General features: G+C 73.5%; 25 protein-coding genes. 15 read left to right on the forward strand and 10 right to left on the reverse strand.

Annotation, left to right across the window (positions count from 1 at the left end; translation table 11 throughout):
- The first annotated feature begins 94 nt into the window (after positions 1 to 94).
- On the forward strand, positions 95 to 1,291 hold the full coding sequence (locus ACTMS9_RS03630) for an acyl-CoA dehydrogenase family protein (RefSeq protein WP_088964115.1): 1,197 nt from the start codon (positions 95 to 97) through the stop codon (positions 1,289 to 1,291).
- 12 nt (positions 1,292 to 1,303) lie between these two features.
- Here ACTMS9_RS03630 and ACTMS9_RS03635 read toward each other — a convergent pair whose 3' ends face one another.
- Genes ACTMS9_RS03635 through ACTMS9_RS03645 form a run of 3 tightly spaced genes read right to left on the reverse strand, consistent with a single transcriptional unit; the run spans position 1,304 to position 3,596 of the window.
- Complete coding sequence (locus ACTMS9_RS03635; protein ID WP_441164120.1) at positions 1,304 to 2,062, reverse strand: hypothetical protein; 759 nt, start codon at positions 2,060 to 2,062, stop codon at positions 1,304 to 1,306.
- 41 nt (positions 2,063 to 2,103) lie between these two features.
- Positions 2,104 to 2,511: a CoA-binding protein gene (locus tag ACTMS9_RS03640; protein WP_441147493.1), complete on the reverse strand. Its 408-nt coding sequence runs from the start codon at positions 2,509 to 2,511 to the stop codon at positions 2,104 to 2,106.
- 38 nt (positions 2,512 to 2,549) lie between these two features.
- Positions 2,550 to 3,596: an Rv2578c family radical SAM protein gene (locus ACTMS9_RS03645; protein ID WP_441147656.1), complete on the reverse strand. Its 1,047-nt coding sequence runs from the start codon at positions 3,594 to 3,596 to the stop codon at positions 2,550 to 2,552.
- Positions 3,597 to 3,687: 91 nt separating this feature from the next.
- Here ACTMS9_RS03645 and ACTMS9_RS03650 point away from each other — a divergent pair, with 91 nt between their 5' ends.
- Positions 3,688 to 4,107 carry a thiol-disulfide oxidoreductase DCC family protein gene (locus ACTMS9_RS03650; protein WP_154939833.1) on the forward strand — a complete coding sequence of 140 codons (420 nt, stop codon included), beginning with the start codon at positions 3,688 to 3,690 and terminating at the stop codon, positions 4,105 to 4,107.
- A gap of 21 nt (positions 4,108 to 4,128) precedes the next feature.
- On the opposite strand, the gene ACTMS9_RS03655 is transcribed toward ACTMS9_RS03650, so the two are convergent.
- From ACTMS9_RS03655 to trxA, 3 genes are all read right to left on the reverse strand, one after another.
- Positions 4,129 to 5,076, reverse strand: a complete 948-nt coding sequence (locus ACTMS9_RS03655) for an MFS transporter permease (RefSeq protein ID WP_441164121.1) — start codon at positions 5,074 to 5,076, stop codon at positions 4,129 to 4,131.
- Positions 5,073 to 5,513: a hypothetical protein gene (locus ACTMS9_RS03660; RefSeq protein WP_210777477.1), complete on the reverse strand. Its 441-nt coding sequence runs from the start codon at positions 5,511 to 5,513 to the stop codon at positions 5,073 to 5,075. Before ACTMS9_RS03660 ends, ACTMS9_RS03655 begins: the two co-directional genes overlap by 4 nt.
- 131 nt (positions 5,514 to 5,644) lie before the next feature.
- Positions 5,645 to 6,007: a thioredoxin gene (trxA, locus tag ACTMS9_RS03665; protein ID WP_441147487.1), complete on the reverse strand. Its 363-nt coding sequence runs from the start codon at positions 6,005 to 6,007 to the stop codon at positions 5,645 to 5,647.
- A 556-nt stretch (positions 6,008 to 6,563) separates the two neighbouring features.
- On the opposite strand from trxA, the gene ACTMS9_RS03670 reads away from it, so the two are divergent.
- The 11 genes from ACTMS9_RS03670 (at position 6,564) to ACTMS9_RS03720 (ending at position 14,960) form a co-directional block, all read left to right on the forward strand.
- Entirely contained in the window at positions 6,564 to 7,079 is a 516-nt protein-coding gene (locus ACTMS9_RS03670; protein WP_179802973.1) for a MaoC family dehydratase, read from the forward strand.
- 92 nt (positions 7,080 to 7,171) lie between these two features.
- Positions 7,172 to 7,660, forward strand: a complete 489-nt coding sequence (locus ACTMS9_RS03675; protein ID WP_441147485.1) for a hypothetical protein — start codon at positions 7,172 to 7,174, stop codon at positions 7,658 to 7,660.
- Between the two features lie 49 nt (positions 7,661 to 7,709).
- Positions 7,710 to 8,333 (forward strand): TrmH family RNA methyltransferase, encoded by a 624-nt coding sequence (locus ACTMS9_RS03680; protein WP_280839222.1) that lies wholly within the window; start codon positions 7,710 to 7,712, stop codon positions 8,331 to 8,333.
- A gap of 74 nt (positions 8,334 to 8,407) precedes the next feature.
- On the forward strand, positions 8,408 to 9,109 hold the full coding sequence (locus ACTMS9_RS03685; RefSeq protein ID WP_441147483.1) for a DUF6758 family protein: 702 nt from the start codon (positions 8,408 to 8,410) through the stop codon (positions 9,107 to 9,109).
- Between the two features lie 117 nt (positions 9,110 to 9,226).
- Positions 9,227 to 9,385, forward strand: coding sequence for a hypothetical protein (locus tag ACTMS9_RS03690; RefSeq protein ID WP_170285364.1), 159 nt, complete (start codon positions 9,227 to 9,229; stop codon positions 9,383 to 9,385).
- Between the two features lie 6 nt (positions 9,386 to 9,391).
- Positions 9,392 to 10,273 (forward strand): PH domain-containing protein, encoded by an 882-nt coding sequence (locus tag ACTMS9_RS03695; RefSeq protein ID WP_280839223.1) that lies wholly within the window; start codon positions 9,392 to 9,394, stop codon positions 10,271 to 10,273.
- 103 nt (positions 10,274 to 10,376) lie between these two features.
- On the forward strand, positions 10,377 to 11,150 hold the full coding sequence (locus ACTMS9_RS03700) for a SigE family RNA polymerase sigma factor (protein ID WP_441164122.1): 774 nt from the start codon (positions 10,377 to 10,379) through the stop codon (positions 11,148 to 11,150).
- A gap of 50 nt (positions 11,151 to 11,200) precedes the next feature.
- Positions 11,201 to 12,403 (forward strand): hypothetical protein, encoded by a 1,203-nt coding sequence (locus ACTMS9_RS03705; RefSeq protein ID WP_441164123.1) that lies wholly within the window; start codon positions 11,201 to 11,203, stop codon positions 12,401 to 12,403.
- 26 nt (positions 12,404 to 12,429) lie between these two features.
- Positions 12,430 to 13,293 (forward strand): PHP domain-containing protein, encoded by an 864-nt coding sequence (locus ACTMS9_RS03710; RefSeq protein WP_441147654.1) that lies wholly within the window; start codon positions 12,430 to 12,432, stop codon positions 13,291 to 13,293.
- 40 nt (positions 13,294 to 13,333) lie between these two features.
- Positions 13,334 to 13,948 carry a MarC family protein gene (locus ACTMS9_RS03715; RefSeq protein ID WP_441147476.1) on the forward strand — a complete coding sequence of 205 codons (615 nt, stop codon included), beginning with the start codon at positions 13,334 to 13,336 and terminating at the stop codon, positions 13,946 to 13,948.
- A gap of 148 nt (positions 13,949 to 14,096) precedes the next feature.
- Entirely contained in the window at positions 14,097 to 14,960 is an 864-nt protein-coding gene (locus ACTMS9_RS03720) for a RecB family exonuclease (protein WP_441164431.1), read from the forward strand.
- Between the two features lie 13 nt (positions 14,961 to 14,973).
- Here the strand turns inward: ACTMS9_RS03720 and ACTMS9_RS03725 are convergent, their stop codons facing one another.
- Positions 14,974 to 15,831, reverse strand: coding sequence for an oxygenase MpaB family protein (locus ACTMS9_RS03725; RefSeq protein WP_441164124.1), 858 nt, complete (start codon positions 15,829 to 15,831; stop codon positions 14,974 to 14,976).
- Positions 15,832 to 15,933: 102 nt separating this feature from the next.
- The gene (locus tag ACTMS9_RS03730; protein WP_210775045.1) at positions 15,934 to 16,362 is read right to left on the reverse strand and encodes a Fur family transcriptional regulator; all 429 of its coding nucleotides are present in this window, start codon (positions 16,360 to 16,362) and stop codon (positions 15,934 to 15,936) included.
- 195 nt (positions 16,363 to 16,557) lie between these two features.
- Between ACTMS9_RS03730 and ACTMS9_RS03735 the strand changes: the two genes are divergently transcribed.
- On the forward strand, positions 16,558 to 17,040 hold the full coding sequence (locus tag ACTMS9_RS03735; protein WP_441164125.1) for a DUF2231 domain-containing protein: 483 nt from the start codon (positions 16,558 to 16,560) through the stop codon (positions 17,038 to 17,040).
- A 13-nt stretch (positions 17,041 to 17,053) separates the two neighbouring features.
- On the opposite strand, the gene ACTMS9_RS03740 is transcribed toward ACTMS9_RS03735, so the two are convergent.
- Positions 17,054 to 17,605, reverse strand: coding sequence for a hypothetical protein (locus ACTMS9_RS03740; RefSeq protein ID WP_441164126.1), 552 nt, complete (start codon positions 17,603 to 17,605; stop codon positions 17,054 to 17,056).
- Between the two features lie 228 nt (positions 17,606 to 17,833).
- Here ACTMS9_RS03740 and ACTMS9_RS03745 point away from each other — a divergent pair, with 228 nt between their 5' ends.
- Positions 17,834 to 18,013 carry a hypothetical protein gene (locus ACTMS9_RS03745; RefSeq protein ID WP_247657189.1) on the forward strand — a complete coding sequence of 60 codons (180 nt, stop codon included), beginning with the start codon at positions 17,834 to 17,836 and terminating at the stop codon, positions 18,011 to 18,013.
- An 80-nt stretch (positions 18,014 to 18,093) separates the two neighbouring features.
- On the opposite strand, the gene ACTMS9_RS03750 is transcribed toward ACTMS9_RS03745, so the two are convergent.
- Positions 18,094 to 18,357 carry a hypothetical protein gene (locus ACTMS9_RS03750; protein WP_441147468.1) on the reverse strand — a complete coding sequence of 88 codons (264 nt, stop codon included), beginning with the start codon at positions 18,355 to 18,357 and terminating at the stop codon, positions 18,094 to 18,096.
- Between the last annotated feature and the right edge of the window lie 211 nt (positions 18,358 to 18,568).

Consider the following 18,568-nt stretch of genomic DNA (forward strand, 5'->3'; position numbering starts at 1 on the left):
TGGACTGGTCACCTTGGCCTCGACCGTCCCGGGGCCGATACTGACCGAGCGTTCAGTTACCCATGAGTAATGCGCCGATCCCCCGGAGGCTGAGATGGCCAGACTCGCCCAGACGCCCGGCCTGACCGACGTGCAGCGGTCGATCCTGGAAACCGTCCGGGAGTTCGCCGACAAGGAGATCATCCCGCACGCGCAGCGGCTGGAGCACGCCGACGAGTACCCGACCGACATCCTCGACGGGATGCGGGAGATGGGCCTGTTCGGTCTCACCATCGACGAGGAGTACGGCGGCCTGGGCGAGTCCCTGCTGACCTACGCCCTGGTGGTCGAGCAGCTGTCGCGGGGCTGGATGTCGATCTCCGGCATCGTCAACACCCATTTCATCGTGGCGTACCTGATCTCCCAGCACGGCTCCGCCGAGCAGAAGGCCCGGCTGCTGCCGAAGATGGCCACCGGCGAGGTGCGCGGCGCGTTCTCGATGTCGGAGCCGGAGACCGGCTCCGACGTCTCGGCGATCAAGTCGAAGGCCGTCCGCGACGGCGACAACTACGTCCTCAACGGCCAGAAAATGTGGCTGACCAACGGGGCGTACTCGTCGGTGGTGGCCACCCTGGTCAAGACCGACACCGGCGCGGAGTCGGTCTACGGCAACATGAGCACCTTCCTGCTGGAGAAGGAGCCCGGCTTCGGCGAGACCGCGCCCGGCCTGACCATCCCCGGCAAGATCGACAAGATGGGCTACAAGGGCGTCGAGACGACCGAGATGGTGCTCGACGGCGTCACCGTCCCCGCGTCCGCCGTCCTCGGCGGCGCGGACAAGGTCGGCCGTGGCTTCTACCAGATGATGGACGGCATCGAGGTCGGCCGGGTCAACGTGGCCGCCCGGGCGTGTGGCATCTCCATCCGCGCCTTCGAGTTGGCTGTCCAGTACGCCCAGCAGCGCCGCACCTTCGGCCAGCCGCTCGCCAAGCACCAGGCCATCGCCTTCAAGCTCGCCGAGATGGGCACCAAGATCGAGGCCGCGCACGCGCTCATGGTCAACGCCGCCCGGCTCAAGGACGCCGGCCAGCGCAACGACGTCGAGGCCGGCATGGCCAAGCTGCTCGCCTCGGAGTACTGCGCCGAGGTCGTCCAGGAGGCGTTCCGCATCCACGGCGGCTACGGCTACTCCAAGGAGTACGAGATCGAGCGGCTGATGCGGGAGGCGCCCTTCCTGCTCATCGGCGAGGGCACCTCGGAGATCCAGAAGACCATCATCTCCCGGGGCCTGCTCAAGGAGTACAAGCTCTGACCGGTGCGCCGGTCACCGTCCGGCCGGCTCGGCAGCCGGCTCCGGGGCGGTGACCGGCCCGCCCGCCAACACGTACGGGCGCGACCGGTACTCCTCGATCGCGGCGGCCAGCCGCTGCTCGGGCACCGCAGTGTCCCGACCACCGACCACCGGCGCCGGTTCCAGCGACTGCCACCTGACCGGTCGCAGCCGTACCCCGTTCAGCCGGCCGTCCCGCTTGTGCAGGCTGACCCGGTCGATGTTCGACCAGTCGTAGGACTGGCTGCCGTAGCGGATCCCACCGGCGGTCAGCGCCAACCGGCCGGTGAACCGCGCCTCCCGGTAGGCGATCCGTCCCACTGCCGCCGCCGCGCCGAGGACCAGCAGTGTCCGGACGATCCGGCCCCACTCCCGGTCGGTCGGGAACCACGAGGTGATCACCACCGCCGTCCCGGTCACCAGGGTCAGGTCCGCCAGGAGATCCGTCCAGCCGGCCAGCGACCGGCGGGCCACCAGGCCGGGCTCGACCGCGTCCCGGCCGGCCACCCGGGCCGTCCAGGCCAGCCGGCCGTTCCGCCGCGGCCACCAGCGCCGTCCCAGTTGGTGCACGCCGAATATCAGCCAGGCGACGCAGGCGAAGCTGTCGAAGGTGGTGGACCGGGTCAGTGCCAGCAGCGGCGCGGCCACCGCCACCGCGACCACCGCGGCGACGGCCAGGGAGAGCAGGCGGCGCGACCAGAGTCCGTCCCGGGTCGGGGGCAGGCGCAGGCGCGGCGTCCGCGGCAGAGGCATGGGCGCAGGGTACGGGTCGGCCGCCAGCAAAACCCGGCCGGTCAGCCCAGCCGGGTCAGCCCGGCGGCGGCGCGCTCCACGATCAGGCAGCGGTCCTCGACGTAGTCCATGCCCGCCTCCTCGGCGATCCGCCGCGCCTGCGCCGAGACGATGCCCAGTTGCAGCCACACCGCCGGCGCGCCGATCGCCGCGGCGTCCCGGACCACCTGCACGGCGTCCGCCGCCGGCCGGAACACGTCCACCAGGTCGACCGGGTGCGGGATGTCGGCCAGCGACGCGTACGCCCGCTCGCCGAAGAGTTCGTCGACCGTCGGGTTGACCGGGATGATCCGCCAGCCGTACCGCTGCATCTGCAACGGCACGCTGTGCGCGGCCTTACGGCGGTCGCGGGACGCGCCCACGACGGCGATCACGGCCGAGTCGGCGAGGATCTGCTGAGCGGTACGCACCCGCCGACTCTAACCCCACCGGTGCGGTGGCCCGCCGGCTACAGCAGGGACAGCTGCTCGGCGGCGGGCAGCACCTCGGGGGTCGGCAGCCGCCGATTGTCGCCCCGCTCGCCCCGGTGCAGCCCGTGCCGGCGGGCCGCGATCCGCACCCGCGCGGTCAACTCCCGCTGGTACGCCTGCGGCGCGTACGCGCCCGCCCGGTAGAGCTCGCGGTAGCGCGGCACCAGGTGCGGGAACTCCCGGGCCAGCCAGTGCGCGTACCACTCGCGGGCGCCGGGGCGTAAGTGCAGGGCCAGCGGCGTCACGCTGGCCGCCCCGGCCGCGGCCACCGCCGCCACCGTCGCGTCGATCGACTCGTCGCTGTCGCTGAGCCCGGGCAGGATCGGCGCCATCAGCACGCCCACCTCGAAGCCCGCGTCGGTGAGCGCGCGTACCGCGTCGAGTCGCCGGCGCGGGCTCGGGGTGCCCGGCTCGACCGCCCGCCACAGCGCCTCGTCGACGAACCCCACCGAGTACGAGACGCCGACCCGGGTCACCTCGGCGGCCTGGCGCAGCAGCGGCAGGTCCCGCAGGATCAGCGTGCCCTTGGTCAGGATGGAGAACGGGTTGGCGAAGTCGCGCAGCGCCTCGATGATCGGCGGCATCAAGCGGTACCGACCCTCGGCCCGCTGGTAGCAGTCCACGTTGGTGCCCATCGCGATGTGCGCGCCGCGCCAACGCGGGGCGGCCAGCTCGCGCCGGACCAGCTCGCCGGCGTTGACCTTGACGATCACCTTGCTATCGAAGTCCGCACCCGCGTCGAGGTCCAGGTAGGTGTGGGTGTTGCGCGCATAGCAGTAGGTGCATGCATGGCTGCATCCGCGGTACGGGTTGATCGTCCACTCGAACGGGACGCGGGACGCGCCGGGCACCTTGTTGATGATCGACTTGGCCTGCACCTCGTAGAAGGTCATCCCGGCGAAGCCGGGGGTGTCGAAGGTGCGGGCGATCGCGCCGGGCAGCGCCAGCGGCAGGGGTGGAGTCGCTGGCGCTGACCCGTCGGGATGCCCCTCGTCCGGGGGAGCGGAGAGGTTCTCCCAGCGCATGACACTCATTCGAACATGTGTACGAGAAGAGTGCAAGTGACCCGCCGGACACCGGCTCCCGCCCGCTGGGCGGCGGGTGGAGGATGGAGCCATGGAGAGGTCGACCTTCGTCTACGACGGGGACTGCGCGTTCTGCACCCGGTGCGCCGAGTTCATCGAGCGGCGCATCCCGACCGGCGCCCGGGTGGTGCCGTGGCAGTTCGCCGACCTCGACGCCCTCGGGCTGACCGAGGCCGAGTGCGAGGAGGCGGTGCAATGGGTCGGCGCCGACGGCTCCCGCGCCGCCGGGCCCGACGCCATCGCCCGGCTGCTGGGCGAGAGCGGTCCGCTGTGGCGGGTGGCCGGCGCGGGGCTGCGCGTTCCGCCGGTCCGCCTCGCCGCCTGGCCCGCGTACCGCTGGGTGGCCCGCAACCGGCACCGGCTTCCCGGCGGCACCGCCGCCTGCGCCCTGCCCCAGGAGGCGCGGGAGCGCCTGTACGGCCCGAGCGGCCGCCCCACCACCGACGCCTGACCCGCCGCCGGCGTCGCCGGGCTACGTCGTCGCCGGCCCGACCACCGGTGCCCGGCCGGCCATCGGTGGCGCCCCAGCGGGTACGTCGTCCGGTGCCGGCCCCTGATCCTCCGGTGCCGGGCCGGTCGGCGCGGCGCCGTCACGACGACGGGTGATCAGTTGGCGGGCCCACACCACCGGCCTGATCCGCTCCAGCGGCAGGAAGCTCGTCATCGCCACCAGGTGCGGCGCGAACGAGATGGTGATCGTCGCGATGGTCACCAGGTGGAACGAGTAGAAGAAACCGACCGTGGCCACCCGCCAGCGCTCGGGCAGCAGGAACACCACGGGGCTGAGCAACTCGAAGGCGAGGATGCCGAACTGGGCGACGAGTAGCAGGTACGGCACCTGCGCGATCAGGTCGGCGAGGTCGGTGCCGCGCCGGATGATGGCCCGGGCGAGCACCGAGCCGGTCGCCCAGTCCAGCCCGCCGAAACGCAGCTTGGCCCAGGCGGCGAGGAAGTACGTGCAGATCACGGCGATCTGGGTGACCCGCAGCGCCCAGCCGCCGGCCTCGGTGCGGGTCGAGTCGCCGTGCCGGGCGCGGCCGGCGGTGGGCAGGGCGGCCAGCGCGACGAGGAGCCCGATCCGGTCGTGGTCGACCTTCCCGTAGCTCATCGCGATGATCATCCACTCGAAGTAGAGCGCGAAGACCGACCAGCCGAGCAGTCGTGGCGCGCGGCCGGTCGCGGCGAGCAGGGCCAGTGGCAGCAGCGTCCAGAAGATGGCCGCGACCATGGTGGGGGTCGGGGTGGGCAGCGGGAGCAGCCGGCCGATCAGCAACGGCTGGTAGAGCTCGCCCGGTACGTCGACCCGGGTGCGTACCCACGGGGTGAAGACGACCAGGTCGGCGGCGACGAAGAGGTAGACCAGGGTGCGGAAGGCGGCCACCCGGCCGCGGGGGACCGCCTCGGTCAGCCAGCGGGTCACCGGGCCTCCTGCCAGCGCACGGTGGTCTCGTCGGTCCACCGTCCGGTGGGTCGGCCCTGGTGGATGCCGTACCAGCGGATCACGATGCGGACCTCGACCAGGTCCGGCGCGCCGGGGTGGCGTTCGGCGTACGCGTCGGCGACCTGCCGCAGCAGCGTCGGGTCGGCGGCGTAGCGGTCCTGCTGGCCCTCGATCTCGGCGCGGCGGATGCCGGTGGCGTCCTGACCGAGCGCGATCACCGCGCCGGTGCGGTCGACGCCCTCCACCCGGGTGTCGGGGGCGGGCGCGTTCGGTGGCTCCGACGTGGAGTACATCCGGAACGGCCCGAACGGGAAGTGGTCGTCGACCCCCCAGAGGGTGCCGGCGAGCAGCAGGGCCAGACCGAGCGCGGTCGCGCCCAGCCGGACCGCGCGGCCGCGGGGGGTCAACGTCTCCATCGGGTCGTGACGATACGGGATCGGGACGTCACGACGGTGTCCCTGCGCGGTCTGCCGCTGGCCCTGCGTGTCGGCGGGTACGCCGACGGCCGGACCCCCCTGGTGGGGAGCCCGGCCGTCGTGGGTGGTGCTCAGTGCTTGTGCTCGGCCAGCTGCTTGCGCACGTCGTCCATGTCGAGGGCCTGGACCTGCTCGATCAGGTTCTCCAGCGCCGACTCGGGCAGCGCGCCCGGCTGGGCGAAGACGATCACGCCGTCCCGGATCGCCATGATCGTCGGGATGGAGCGGATGTCGAACTTCGCGCCGAGCTCCTGCTGCGCCTCGGTGTCGACCTTGCCGAAGACGATGTCCGGGTGCTTCTCCGAGGAGCGCTCGTAGACCGGGGCGAACCGCTTGCACGGGCCGCACCACTCGGCCCAGAAGTCGACCAGCACGATGCCGTCGCTTCCGGTCACCTCGTCGAAGTTGGCCGTGGTCAGCTCAACCGTTGCCATTGCACTCTCCGATCAGCGGATTGCTTTTTCGTCCCGTAGAACCAGGGCAGCCCCGGTTGAATTCCCGGCCCGGGCGGGCCGAAACCGGCACGGCCCGGGACGGGGCCGGCCGCAGGTCGGGCAACCTATCGAACCGTATCTGTCGACCCCGCGCTGCGGAACGCAAATGCACCACGCACTTGCGTCACCTGCCGTGATGGGAGCGTTTCCAAGGAGATCCACGCCACCCGCCGGTACGAATCGGTAACTTCAGCCTTGACAAGGGGTGACTGTGCCGCTAAAGATCGCATAGCACGGTGCCGTCGATTACTCACAGTGATGTCACAAAACGGTAAATGTGACGTCCGTCTCTGTCGATGTGTCCACCCCGTACGGCAGAATCTCTGGCATCAGAGCGTGGGCGGCGGGTGCCGGGGAGGGCCCCGCCGCTCATTGCGTCTCCCCCCGGATGCGCCCGGTGTGACATTTCCACTCGGCCTCCGCCCCCGTCATCGCCTTAACCACCGGTAAGGCATGCTGTGCCGAACTCCATCGCCGCCCGTCGAAGGGGACAAGGATGCAGTTCGGCCGCTACTTCGAGGAGTTCGAGGTCGGCGCGGTCTACCGGCACTGGCCCGGCAAGACCGTGACCGAGTACGACGACCACCTCTTCTGCCTGCTCACCATGAACCACCACCCGCTGCACATGGACGCGCACTACGCCGAGTCGGCGAGCCAGTTCAAGCGCAACGTGGTGGTCGGCAACTACATCTACTCGCTGCTCCTCGGCATGTCCGTGCCGGACGTCAGCGGCAAGGCGATCGCCAACCTGGAGGTCGAGTCGCTGCGGCACGTCGCGCCGACCTTCCACGGCGACACCATCTACGGCGAGACCACCGTGCTGGACAAGCGCGAGTCCGGGTCGAAGCCGGACCGGGGCGTCGTCGCGGTGGAGACCCGCGGCTACAACCAGGACGGCACCCTGGTCTGCGTCTTCCGGCGCAAGGTCATGGTCCCCAAGAAGGAGTACGCCGCCGCGGCGGTGCCGGACGGCGTCGACCCGGAGCGGCCGAGCTTCCCCGAGCCCCGCTGACCGCAGCCCCGACGGGGCCCCTTCCCACCGCGTTCTGGTCGGGAAGGGGCCCTTTTCGCGATCCGGGGCATATGCTGACGCCGGAGGTCTAGATGAGCCACTCCCTCGCCGGAGAGCCGCCCTCTGCCGGACGCCGTGCCGCACCGCTGACCACCGCCGTCTACTCCGCCGCCGAGTGGGACCTGCTCACCACCCTGCCCGGCCGGGTACTCGTGGCCGCCGCCTCCCCCACCCCTGGCCGCCCGCCCCGTGGCGTCGCCGCCGGGCTCGCCGGGCTCGACGCCGTGGCCGCCGGCCGGGCCTCCGACAGCGACCTGGTACGCGCCGTCGTCACCGCCATCTACGCCCGCCACGACGGGGCGCCGGCCCAGGCCGACCGGCTCACCGACCTGGTCGACCTCCTCGCCGCCTGCCGGGCCGCGGTACGCGTACTCGGTCGGCGGGCAGACCCGGCCGACTCGGCCGCGTACCGGCAGTGGGTGGAGTCGGTGGCCGCCCGGGTCTGCCGGGCCGGCGATCCGCCCGGTCCCGCCGACCGACGGTTGCTGGACCGGCTCGGTGGTGCCCTGGGGCTGCGGTGACCGGGGTGGCGTCCGGCGGTGCCCCGGCCGGCCGTACCCTCTTGTGACCGTGACCGAGGACCAGCTCGACGTGGGTGTCGGACCGTGGCCCGGCGACCCGCCGGACGACCCGCGCTACGACCCGGAGCTGCTCGCCGCCGGCGACCGGCGCAACGTTGTCGACCGCTACCGGTACTGGCGGCGCGAGGCCGTCGTCGCCGACCTGGACGAGCGCCGGCACGACTTCCACGTGGCGATCGAGAACTGGCAGCACGACTTCAACATCGGCACGGTGGTCCGCAACGCCAACGCCTTCCTCGCCGCCGAGGTGCACATCGTCGGACTGCGCCGGTGGAACCGGCGCGGCGCCATGGTGACCGATCGCTACCAGCACGTCCGGCACCACCCGACGATCGAGGAGTTCGTCGCCTGGGCCGCCGGGCGGGACCTGCCGGTGGTGGGCATAGACAACCTGCCCGGCTCCCGGCCGCTCGAGACCACCACCCTGCCCCGCCGCTGCGTGCTCCTCTTCGGCCAGGAGGGACCGGGCCTGTCCGACCCGGCTCGCGCCGCCTGTGACCAGCTCTTCTCCATCGCCCAGTACGGCTCGACCCGGTCGATCAACGCCGGTGTGGCCAGCGGCATCGCCATGCACGCCTGGATCCGCGCCCACGCCGGCCCGCCGCCCGGCTGAGGTCGCCCGAGCCTCGCCGAAGGGAAACGGCCGCTCCGCTTGACGGGCCGGTGGCGGGGGGCCACGGTGGGGATGTGAGTGTCGTGGTGAGTTGTCCGAGGTGCGCCGGTCAGGTCCGGCTCCCCGACCTGATGCACCCCGAGTCGCGGTGCGCGCGGTGCGGCCCGGTCGCGCCGCTGCACGTCCCGGAGAACATCGGAGCCGAGATCATGGCGAGCGTGGTGGACCGCGTCGTCGCCGACGAGAAGGCCGAGCGACCCCGGGTGCCGCTCTGGTGTCCGTGGCCGCTGCCGCAGGGTTGGACGGTCACCGGGGTCGGCTGGGCCGGGGACGACCCCTCCGGCGTACGGGCCACGGCGGTGGCCTGCGCCGGTCCGGCGCCGCTGGGCGGGGGACCGGCCGAACTCCTGCTGGTGGCCGAGGAGCCGGGCGTCGGGCTGGGCGCCCGCTTCGCCGGGGTGTCCGGACCGGACCCGGGGCCCGAACTCGCGGAGGCGCTCACCGGCCCCGGCCCCGGACTCGGCCACCCGGAGCACGTCGAGCCGGCCCGGATCAAGGTCGGCGGCCATCCCACTCCACTGTGGCTGGTGAATTCGGCGGCGGATCGAAGCGCGTACGCGGGCGAGGCTCGGGGAATGTGGCTGCATGCGATAGCCTGGCCGGCGAGCGCGGGTCACCTCCTCGCGGAAGACGTCGTCCTGCACGACCTTTCCGAGTGGACACCGCCCGAACTCGTGTACGGCGCGCCGTCACCCAACCTGCACGGCAGGGCCTGACCGCCCTGACGGACTTGTCAGGGAACGGACGCAGATATTCACTGTACGACACCATACTGATACTCTGGGTGCCGCTGCGGTAAACGGACCCGGCCCCGCGCGAGAGGATGGCCCGCTATGGTCAAGAAGGTCCTCACCTGGGCCGGCGTCGCATTCTTGATCTTCTTCGTCGCCTACCGGCCGAACTCCGCCGCGGACGTCTTCAAGTCGCTCGGCGGCGGCATCATGGACATCGCCCAGGGCTTCGGCGACTTCTTCACCAGCCTCGTCGCCTGACCGCCCATGGGCAGCCCCTCCGGACCCCCCTTCGATCCCGACGACCCCGACCGGGAGCGCCGGGAGCGGGACACCGAGCCGATCCCGCGGTTCCGTCCCGACGACGGTCCGGGTTACGGCTCCGGCCCGGGCCTGGGCGACGGTCCGTCCCTTTCGGACGACATCGGCTACGGCGAGGGGCCGGGATACGCCGGTGAGGGCCGCTCCGGGCGGACCTGGGCGCGCGATCCGGAGGCCGGCTACCAGCAGGCCACCATCTCCGAGGAGGAGCTGGCCGGGCTGCGGGTGGACGCCTCCGGCATGCCGATGGGTCCCCGGCGGGTGCTGCCCCTGGAGGACGAGCCCAGCTCGCTGGTGGCCCGCTACCTCTTCCCCACCGAGCGCTACCGGGGCGAGTGGAAGCGGCACTGGATCCACCTCGCCACCCCGATCGTCGTCGGCATCGCCGCGACCTTCATCCTCGGCTACCTCTCCGGCTTCCTCGCCGGGCAGGATGTCGGCGCTCTCACCACCGTCGCGGTGCTGCTCTGGTTCGCGGTGATGGGCTGGGTCGCCTGGCGGGTCGCCGACTGGTGGTACGACCGCTTCATCCTCACCAACAAGCGGGTCATGGTGGTCAACGGCATCATCACCCGCCGGGTCGCCATGATGCCGCTGGTCCGGGTCACCGACATGAAGTACGAGCAGACCCCGACCGGCCGCGCGCTCAACTACGGCACCTTCGTGCTGGAGTCGGCGGGCCAGGAGCAGGCGCTGCGGGAGATCAAGAACCTGCCCAACCCGAACGAGCTCTACCTGCGTGTGGTCGAGGAGATGTACGAGCCGCAGGCGGTCGAGGCGCGGCTGGGCAAGGAGGCCGACGAGGCCAAGGCCGACGACGGCGCCTGAAGCTTTTCGTCCGTTCATCGGAGGAACTGCGAACCTTTCGCCGTCGACCCCGCCGCCTCGGCCATGGCACCCTGCCTGCAGGGACGGGGTGCGGAGGTGACGCGTGGCCGAGCGGGATCCGCTCGAGGAGGAGTTCCGCGACTTCGTCGCGGCGCGCTCCAGTGCCCTGCTGCGCACCGCGTACCTGCTGGCGGGGGACTGGGCCACCGCCGAGGACCTGCTCCAGACCGCGCTGACCAAGACGTACCTGGCCTGCAAGCGGCTCGGCGGGATCGAGGCGATCGAGCCGTACGCCCGGCGGGTCATGGTCAACACCTCGACCAGCTGGTGGCGGCGGCGCTGGCACGGTGAACGCCCCACCGAGGTGCTGCCCGAGCGGGCCGGGGTCGACGAGATCGAGCAGCAGCTCGACCGGGACGTGCTCTGGCGGCACCTGACCGCGCTGCCCGCCCGGCAGCGGGCCGTGCTGGTCCTGCGCTTCTACGAGGACATGTCGGAGGCGCAGACCGCCGCGCTGCTGGAGATCTCGCCCGGCACGGTGAAGAGCCAGACCTCCCGCGCGCTGGCCACCCTGCGCCGTCGACTCGGCGAGGAGGCGGCACGGGAACTGCCGGAGACGGCGACCCCGACCGGAGGGCGGCCAGCGTCGTCCGGGGCGGCTGCCGTCGTACCCTCGGAACCCGCCGGCCCACGGCGGGCCCCGCAGGCCGGGCGACCGGGGCGGACGGCCGATGGCGGCGCGACCACCCCGTCGCCCCGCCCGGCCGAGGCCCGCGGTGCCGGCCGGGACGTGCCCGCCGGAACGGGTCGACGGCCCGAACCGCCCGTGCCCGGTGCCGTCCGCCCCCGGGCGGCCGTCCCGGCGGAGACCCGGTGAAGCCGACCCCGGCCGCCCGGGACAACCAGACCGGCGGCCCGGAGCGTCCAATGGCTGTGACGCAGGACGACCTGGAGCGGGCGCTGCGGGAGACCTTCTCCCGCCGGGTCGCCGTGCCTCCGCCGTTGGCCGCCGACCCGGCGGGGCTGGCCATCGGCCGGGCCCGGCGGATCCGTCACCGGCGGACGCTGACCGGGCTGTCGCTGGCGGCGGTCGCCACGGCGGCGGTGACCGCCGGGATGGCGCAGCTCGGGGGCCACCCCGGCCGCTCCACCACGCCCACCGTGGTGCTCGGCGACCCGCGCGGCGGGGCCACCGCGGCCGCCTGGCCGGTCGCCCCCGATCCACCGGCCCCGCGCGCCGGGGGAGAGGTCGAACTGATCGTCGGCGGTGCGCTGGTCACCGTGGAGGGAAAGCGGTACGACCTGGGCATCGGCCCGGTCGACCGGGCCCAGCGGCTGCCCGAGCACGGCGGCTGGCTGCTGGTCGGGGCACCCACCCCGGCCGGACGCACCCTGTGGGTCGTGCCGTCCGGCCAGGCCCCGCAGGTGCTGCTGGCCGGTGCCGAGGCGGTCGTGCTGAGCCCGGACGGCCGGCAGGTCGCCTGGCGGGACGGCGACGGGCTCTTCGCGGCCGGCCTGGTCGCCAACCGGCTCCTCGCCACCGCAGGTACGACCGCCGGGCACGGCGCCACGCCGGTCCGCTTCGTCGGCGACCGCGTCCTGGTGCGCACCCGCACCGGCGGCCACCTGCTGTGGCGGCCCGCGGCGGGCCCGCTGCCCGACGGCGACCGCCGGGTCCTCGACGTCTACGGCGCGCTGCCCGACGGCCGGCCCGTCGGGCGGGTGCCCGCCGACGGGAACCCGGGCCGGTCCTGCCTGGCGGTGCTCGACCCGGCCGATCTCGCGCCGACCGCCACCGGCTGCGCGGCTCCGCTGGCCGGGGACGGCCTCGGGGCCGTCTCCCCCGATGGCCGGTGGCTGCTGGTCAACGGCCGTACCGGCGGGACCGACGGCGCGCTCCTGGTCGACCTCACCGGCCCGGAACCGGGCCACGCCGCCCGGGCCGCCGGCCCGACGATCAGCGGCGAGGTGGCCTGGAACGGCGCCATGATGGCCGCCTACGTCGACCGGGGCGGGGCGCTGGCGCGGGTCGACCCCGACAAGGTGCTGGCCGGGGGACGGGCCTCCACGACGATGCTGAGCGGGGTCACCTCCGGCGAGCGCCCGGTCGTGGTGGCCGGCGCCTCCTGACGGTCGGGCGGTAGCGTCGGAGCGTGATCTCGCGTCCGGCGATCGACCTGCACACCCACTCCACCGCCAGCGACGGCACGCTGAGCCCGGCCGAGCTGGTCCGCGCCGCCGCCGACGCCGGGCTGGACGTCGTCGCCATCACCGACCACGACACCACCGCCGGCTGGGACGCCGCCGTGCGGGCGCTGCCGCCCGGCCTCACCCTGATCCGCGGCGCGGAGATCTCCTGCCGGTGGCACGGGATCGAGCCGGCCGTCCCGCTGCACCTGCTCGCGTACCTTTTCGACCCGGACCACCCGGAGCTCGTCGCCGAGCTGGCCCGGGTGCGGCTCGCCCGCGAGGTGCGCGGCGAGCGGATCGTCGAGCTGCTGCGCGCCGACGGGGTCGACATCAGCTGGCCGGAGATCATGGCCGCGGCCGGCGGCGGGACGGTCGGCCGGCCGCACATCGCCGCGGCGCTCATCCGGGCCGGCCTGGTCGCCACCACCACCGAGGCGTTCGGGGCGGACTGGCTGGGCGAGCGCTACCGGCTGCCGAAGGAGGACGTGGACGTGTTCCGGGCGGTCGAGCTGATCCGGGCCGCCGGGGGCGTACCGGTCTTCGCCCACCCCCGGGCGACCCGGCGGGGCCGGATCGTGCCGGACGAGCTGATCGTCGAGCTGGCCGCGGCCGGGCTCGCCGGCCTGGAGGCCGACCACGAGGACCACTCCCCGGCCGAGGCCGCGCACGTGCGCGCGCTCGCTGCCGAGCTGGGCCTGCTGGTGACCGGCTCGTCGGACTTCCACGGCACGCACAAGACCGTCCGGCTGGGCGCGCACACCACCGCGCCGGAGGCGTACGAGCGGATCGTCGCGGCGGCCTCCGGGGTGACCGAGGTCGCTTCCGGCTGATCCGCGTTTCCGTCCACAGCGGCCCGACTACGGTTAGCCGGTGGATCTCAAGCTCTTCGGTGAGGTCTTCGTGACCCTGCTGGTGATCGTCGACCCGCCGGGCATGATGCCCATCTTCCTCGCCCTGACCGGGCCACTGACCGCGCGCGACCGCCACCGGGCCGCCTGGCAGGCGGTCGCGTTGGCGCTCGGCGTGATCGTGATCTTCGCGGTGGCCGGTCAGACGCTCCTCGACTACCTGCACGTGGACCTGCCCGCGTTGCAGGCGGCCGGCGGCCTGCTGCTGGTGCTGGTCGCGCTGGAACTGCTGACCGGCAAGGCCGACGACCCCAGCCAGCAGGTCACCTCCAACATCGCGCTGGTACCGCTGGGGACCCCGCTGCTGGCCGGTCCGGGCGCCATCGTGGCGACCATGCTCTTCGTGCAGCAGGCCGACGGTGTCGACGACCACTTTGCGATCGCCGCCGCGATCGTCGCCGTGATGATCGCGGTCTGGATCGTGCTGCGCTTCTCCGGCGGCATCGTCAAGATCCTGCGCCCCGGTGGCATCGAGGTGCTGACCCGGATCGCCGGCCTGCTGCTGGCCGCCATCGCCGTGCAGCTCATCGCCGACGCGGTCGCCGCGTTCGTCACCCAGTACGTGAACATGACCTGACCGGGCCCGGCCCCGCGGCGGTGCGGGCGTGGCGGTGTCGGACCCGGGTGGCAGGATCGGACCCGTGCGACGAGCCTCCTCCGCCGGACGATCCGCGGGCGCCCCCCGACCCCGTGCCGAGCAGGCCGAGCAGTTGGGCTTCGAGGGCATGCCGGAGCGGCTCTTCGTCTGCACCCCCAGCAAGCTCGGCGCGTACGAGGACTGCCCCCGCCGCTACCGCTACTCCTACGTCGACCGGCCCGCCCCGCCCAAGGGGCCGCCGTGGGCGCACAACTCGCTCGGCGCCAGCGTGCACACCGCCCTGAAGAACTGGTACGCGCTCACCCCGGAGCGACGCCGGCCGGAGGCGCTGGCCGGGCTGCTCAAGGGCACCTGGGTGCGCGAGGGCTACCGCGACGACGAGCAGGAGCGGCAGGCCTACCGGCGGGCGCTCGGCTGGCTGGAGGCGTACGTCGAGACGCTGGAGCCGGGCGCCGACCCGCTCGGCGTGGAGCGGGTGGTCGCGGTCCGGACGGCGGTGCTGGCCTTCAACGGCCGCGCCGACCGGATCGACTCCCGACCCGGGCCGGACGGGCCGGAACTGGTCATCGTCGACTACAAGACCGGCCGCACCGGGCTGGACACCGACGACGCGCGGGGCTCGCAGGCGCTGGCGCTGTACGCGTACGCCGCCGAGCGGACCTTCCGCCGGCCGTGCCGCCGGGTGGAGCTGCACCACCTGCCCACCGGGACGGTCGCCGCGCACGACCACACCGCCGAGTCGCTGGCCCGGCAGCTCACCCGCGCCGAGGACACCGCGCGCGACATCATGGCCGCCGAGCGGGCGGTCGCCGACGGGGCCGACCCCGACGAGGCGTTTCCGCCGGTGGCCGGGCCGCGCTGCGGCTGGTGCGACTATCGCCGCGGCTGCCCGGTGGGGGCGCAGGTGCCCGGTCGCGAGCCGTGGGCGGCGATGGACCGTCCGGCCGCACCCGGCGCCGACGCCTCCACCGTCGGGGGCGGCGGGAGCTGAGGCGGGAAGGCGATCAGGCGGCGGTGGCGGCGAGCCGGGCGGCCCGTTCCTTGGCCGCCTGCTGCATCGGGCCCTCGCGCCAGTCGCGGGGCAGCGCGGCCAGGGCGAGGCGCAGCGCGCGGACGCCCAGGTCGGCCGAGAGCGCGGTGGTGGGCAGCCCCAGGCCGCCGTACAACCGCAGCGCCCAGGGCGGCAGCAGGCCGAGCGCGGTGCCGGCGATCCCCAGGTACGCCCAGCGGGGTGGCCCGAGGCTCAGGCCCAGCCGGGCCGGCAGGCTCAGCTTCCACGGGATCGGCGGCGCGGTCAGGAACAGGGCGGTCTCGGCCGCCTCCCTGGTCATCCGCAGCTCGGGCCGTACCGATCGGTAGTAGTCGGCGACCTCGGCGGCGCTGCCGGGCACCTCGGCCGGGTCGAGCCCGACCAGCGCGGCGGCGCGCCGCTGCTCGGCGTAGTAGCCGTCCACCTCGGCGTCGGTCAGCGACAGCCCGGCTCGGCGGGCGGTGCTGACGAACGACTCGACCTCGGTGACGTGCACCCAGCGCAGCAGCGCCGGGTCGTCGATCCGGAACTCATCGCCGGTCAACGGGTCGGTCGCGCGCATCCGGGCGTGAAGGCCGCGCAGCCGCCGACCGGCCGCCTCCGCCTCGGCGGTGGTGCCATAGATGACGGTGCCGACGTACGTGGCGGTCCGGATCAGCCGGCCCCACGCGTCGGTGCGGTAGTTGCTGTTCTGCGCCACGCCGGCCATCGCCCGCGGATGCAGCGCCTGGAGGTAGAGGGAGCGCAGGCCGGCGACGATCAGCACCGGCTCGTCGTGCACCTTCCAGGTGACCGATCCCGGACCGAAGAGGCCGATGTCGTCGGAGTCCACCGCCCAAGAGTGCCACGGGACGCCTGGGTGGGACTCGCTCCTCGGGGCACCCGGTCCACGGCGGTGACCGTCGACGGCGAGCGGGGGTGCTGCGACCCCGGGTCAGGCGTCGGCGGAGCGGCGGGCCTGGCAGGTGGGGCAGAGCCCCCAGAAGGTCACTTCCGCCTCGTCGACCTCGAAGCCGTTCGCGGTGCTCGGGTCGAGGCAGGGGGCGCCACCGACGGCACAGTCCACGTCGGCGATCTCGCCGCAGCCCCGGCACACCACGTGGTGGTGGTTGTCGCCCACCCGGGCCTCGTAACGGGCGGGACTGCCGGCCGGCTCGATCCGGCGGGACAGGCCGGCGCGGGAGAGCGCGCCGAGGACGTCGTACACCGCCTGGGTGGAGACCGAGTCGAGGCGTTCGCGTACCCGGCGGGTGATCTCGTCGACCTCCAGGTGGCCGCCGGCGGCCAGCACGTCCAGGACGGCGAGGCGCGGCCGGGTGACCCGCAGGCCCCTCGACCGGAGCAGCTCCTCACCACTGGACATGAGGCAATGACAGCACGGGGTCACCGGGTCGACAAGTGAACCCGGCGGCACGTGGTCCCGGCCACAGCTCAACAGCCTTTTCGTGGCCGGTGAACCGGATCGGCTGGCACCGCGTGTGTCCGATCGGGGGCGTGCTGCGACGGATGGATCGTCGTACGCTTTCGCGGCCAACCGCAGCCATCGTCGGAGGTGTCGGTGTTCAAGGAGATCAACGGCCTGCCGGGCCACATCCTGGTGATCCACGCGGCGGTGGTGTTCGTCCCGCTGCTGGCACTGCTCGCCTCCGCGTACGGGCTGGTGCCCCGCTGGCGCCCCCGGCTCGCCTGGGCGGTGGCGATCCTCTCCGTGGTGACGCCGATGATCACCTGGGTGGCCACCGAGTCCGGCGAGGCGTTCGAGGAGTTCCTGAAGGGCAAGAACTACCCGCCCCAGTTGCTGGCCAAGATCGAGGAGCATTCCGAGTACGGCGACACGACGTTCTGGCTCACCCTGGGGCTCGCCGTGGCGGCCCTGGTGCTGCTGGCGCTGACCAGCGACCGGGTCCGTACCCCGCGCCTGCCGTCCTGGGTCAGCTGGCTGCTCAGCGGCGTCATCGTGGTGCTGGGGGTGTTCGCGCTGATCTACGTCGTGCTGACCGGCGACACAGGCGCGCAGTCGGTGTGGGGCAACACCCTCTGACCGGTCGTCCGCCTCAGAAGAGCGCCCGGGAGCAGAGCAGACAGAGCAGGACCAGCAACACCGCCCCGGCCACCCCGCCGACGGCGTAGGTGACCCGCTGCGCGCGCTGCTCCGCCGCGTCCATGGCCTCCATGTCCTGCGGCGGCAGCGCCCGCGGCGGCGTGGCCTGGAGGTGCACCGGCGGTCGCCAACCGGGTGGCGGCGGGGTGGTCGGCGGCGGACCGGCGTAGCCACCGACGGGCCGCGCAGCCGCCTGTCCCGGGACCGGCGGCGGGGGTACGTCCGTCGGGGCGGCCCACGGTGACGGCGAGGTCGGCGCCCCGGGCGTGCCGGCAGCCGCCACGCCGTTGGTCGTCGTGGTGCCGGTCGCCGGCCCGGAGGGCGGCGACCCCGCTGCCGGGTTGAGGCCGAAGGTGGGCTCGCCGAGCGTCGCTCCGTCGGTGCCCGGGGTGGTCCGGCCGGTGTCGGGAGTCGTCCGGCCGGTGTCCGGTGCCGTCGGCTGGGCCTGCTCGGGCGGCCGTCGCCAGAACTCGTCCTCGGAGCTGGCACCGCTGGGCGTCGTCACGCCGTCCGACGCTACCAACGCGGGGAGCGCTCGGCCGCCCGACGCGGCGACGGGTCGGTGCCGGTGACAACGGCGAGGTGGCGGCGACCGGACTGGTGTGGCGCGCAGCCGAGCTGCGGGAGGGCGTAGTCCCGGGTCAGGCTCGTCTGGTCGATGAGGCCGGGCGGCTGCCCGCTCGCCGTCCTGGTCTACGTGTGGCCGTCAGGATCGGGCCGGACTGGGATAGTGTTGCCGCTCGTGAGCATCGAGGATCCGGACGTGCGCGACGACGACCGCGCCGTCGATCTCAGCGAGGATTTCGTGGTGCTGCCCGAGCAGACCGTGGACGACACCGACCACGGCTGGGGTGAGCGCATCGGCGGCAACGACGACTGGCTGCTCGCCGAGCGCCCGCCGCACTGGGGCTGACCCACCCTTCTTCCGTCCGGCCGGCGGGCTCTCCGGCAGCGTCCCCATGATCAGGTAGCAATTGCGGGGGACGGGCTGGGTCAGCCGCGTACCACGACGGCGAAGCGGCTGCCCTCCGGCTGGCCGACGGCACGTTGTGCCTGATCCGGGCGGAGCGCCAGGTAGAGGGCCGAGGATCCGTCGGCGGCGTCGCCGCCCAGCACGTCGAGCACCAGCGCTCCCGAGGCCACCAGTGCGGCCTCCACCGGCGTCCGGCCGGCCGGTACGACCAGCAGGTCGACCCGGGCTCCCGGCCGCAGCACGGCGAGCGCGGCGGGTTCGGCCAGCCGCACCGGTACGCCCACCGACCCGCTCGGCAGCGCCAGTGCGCCCGGCCGACCACCTCCGGTCGACGGCCCCGTCCCCGGCCCGCCACCCTCGGTCGACGGCCCCGTCCCCGGCCCGCCTGAGTTGGACGGCTCCCCGCCCGACAGGTCCCCGGCTGATCCGGTCCCGCCCGCTGATTCGGCCGGTGTGCCTCCGGCGGTTGCGCCGTCAGCCGAGGAGCCCGGGGAA

It is taken from the genome of Micromonospora sp. L31, assembly GCF_052068075.1.
Taxonomy (GTDB): domain Bacteria; phylum Actinomycetota; class Actinomycetes; order Mycobacteriales; family Micromonosporaceae; genus Micromonospora; species Micromonospora purpureochromogenes.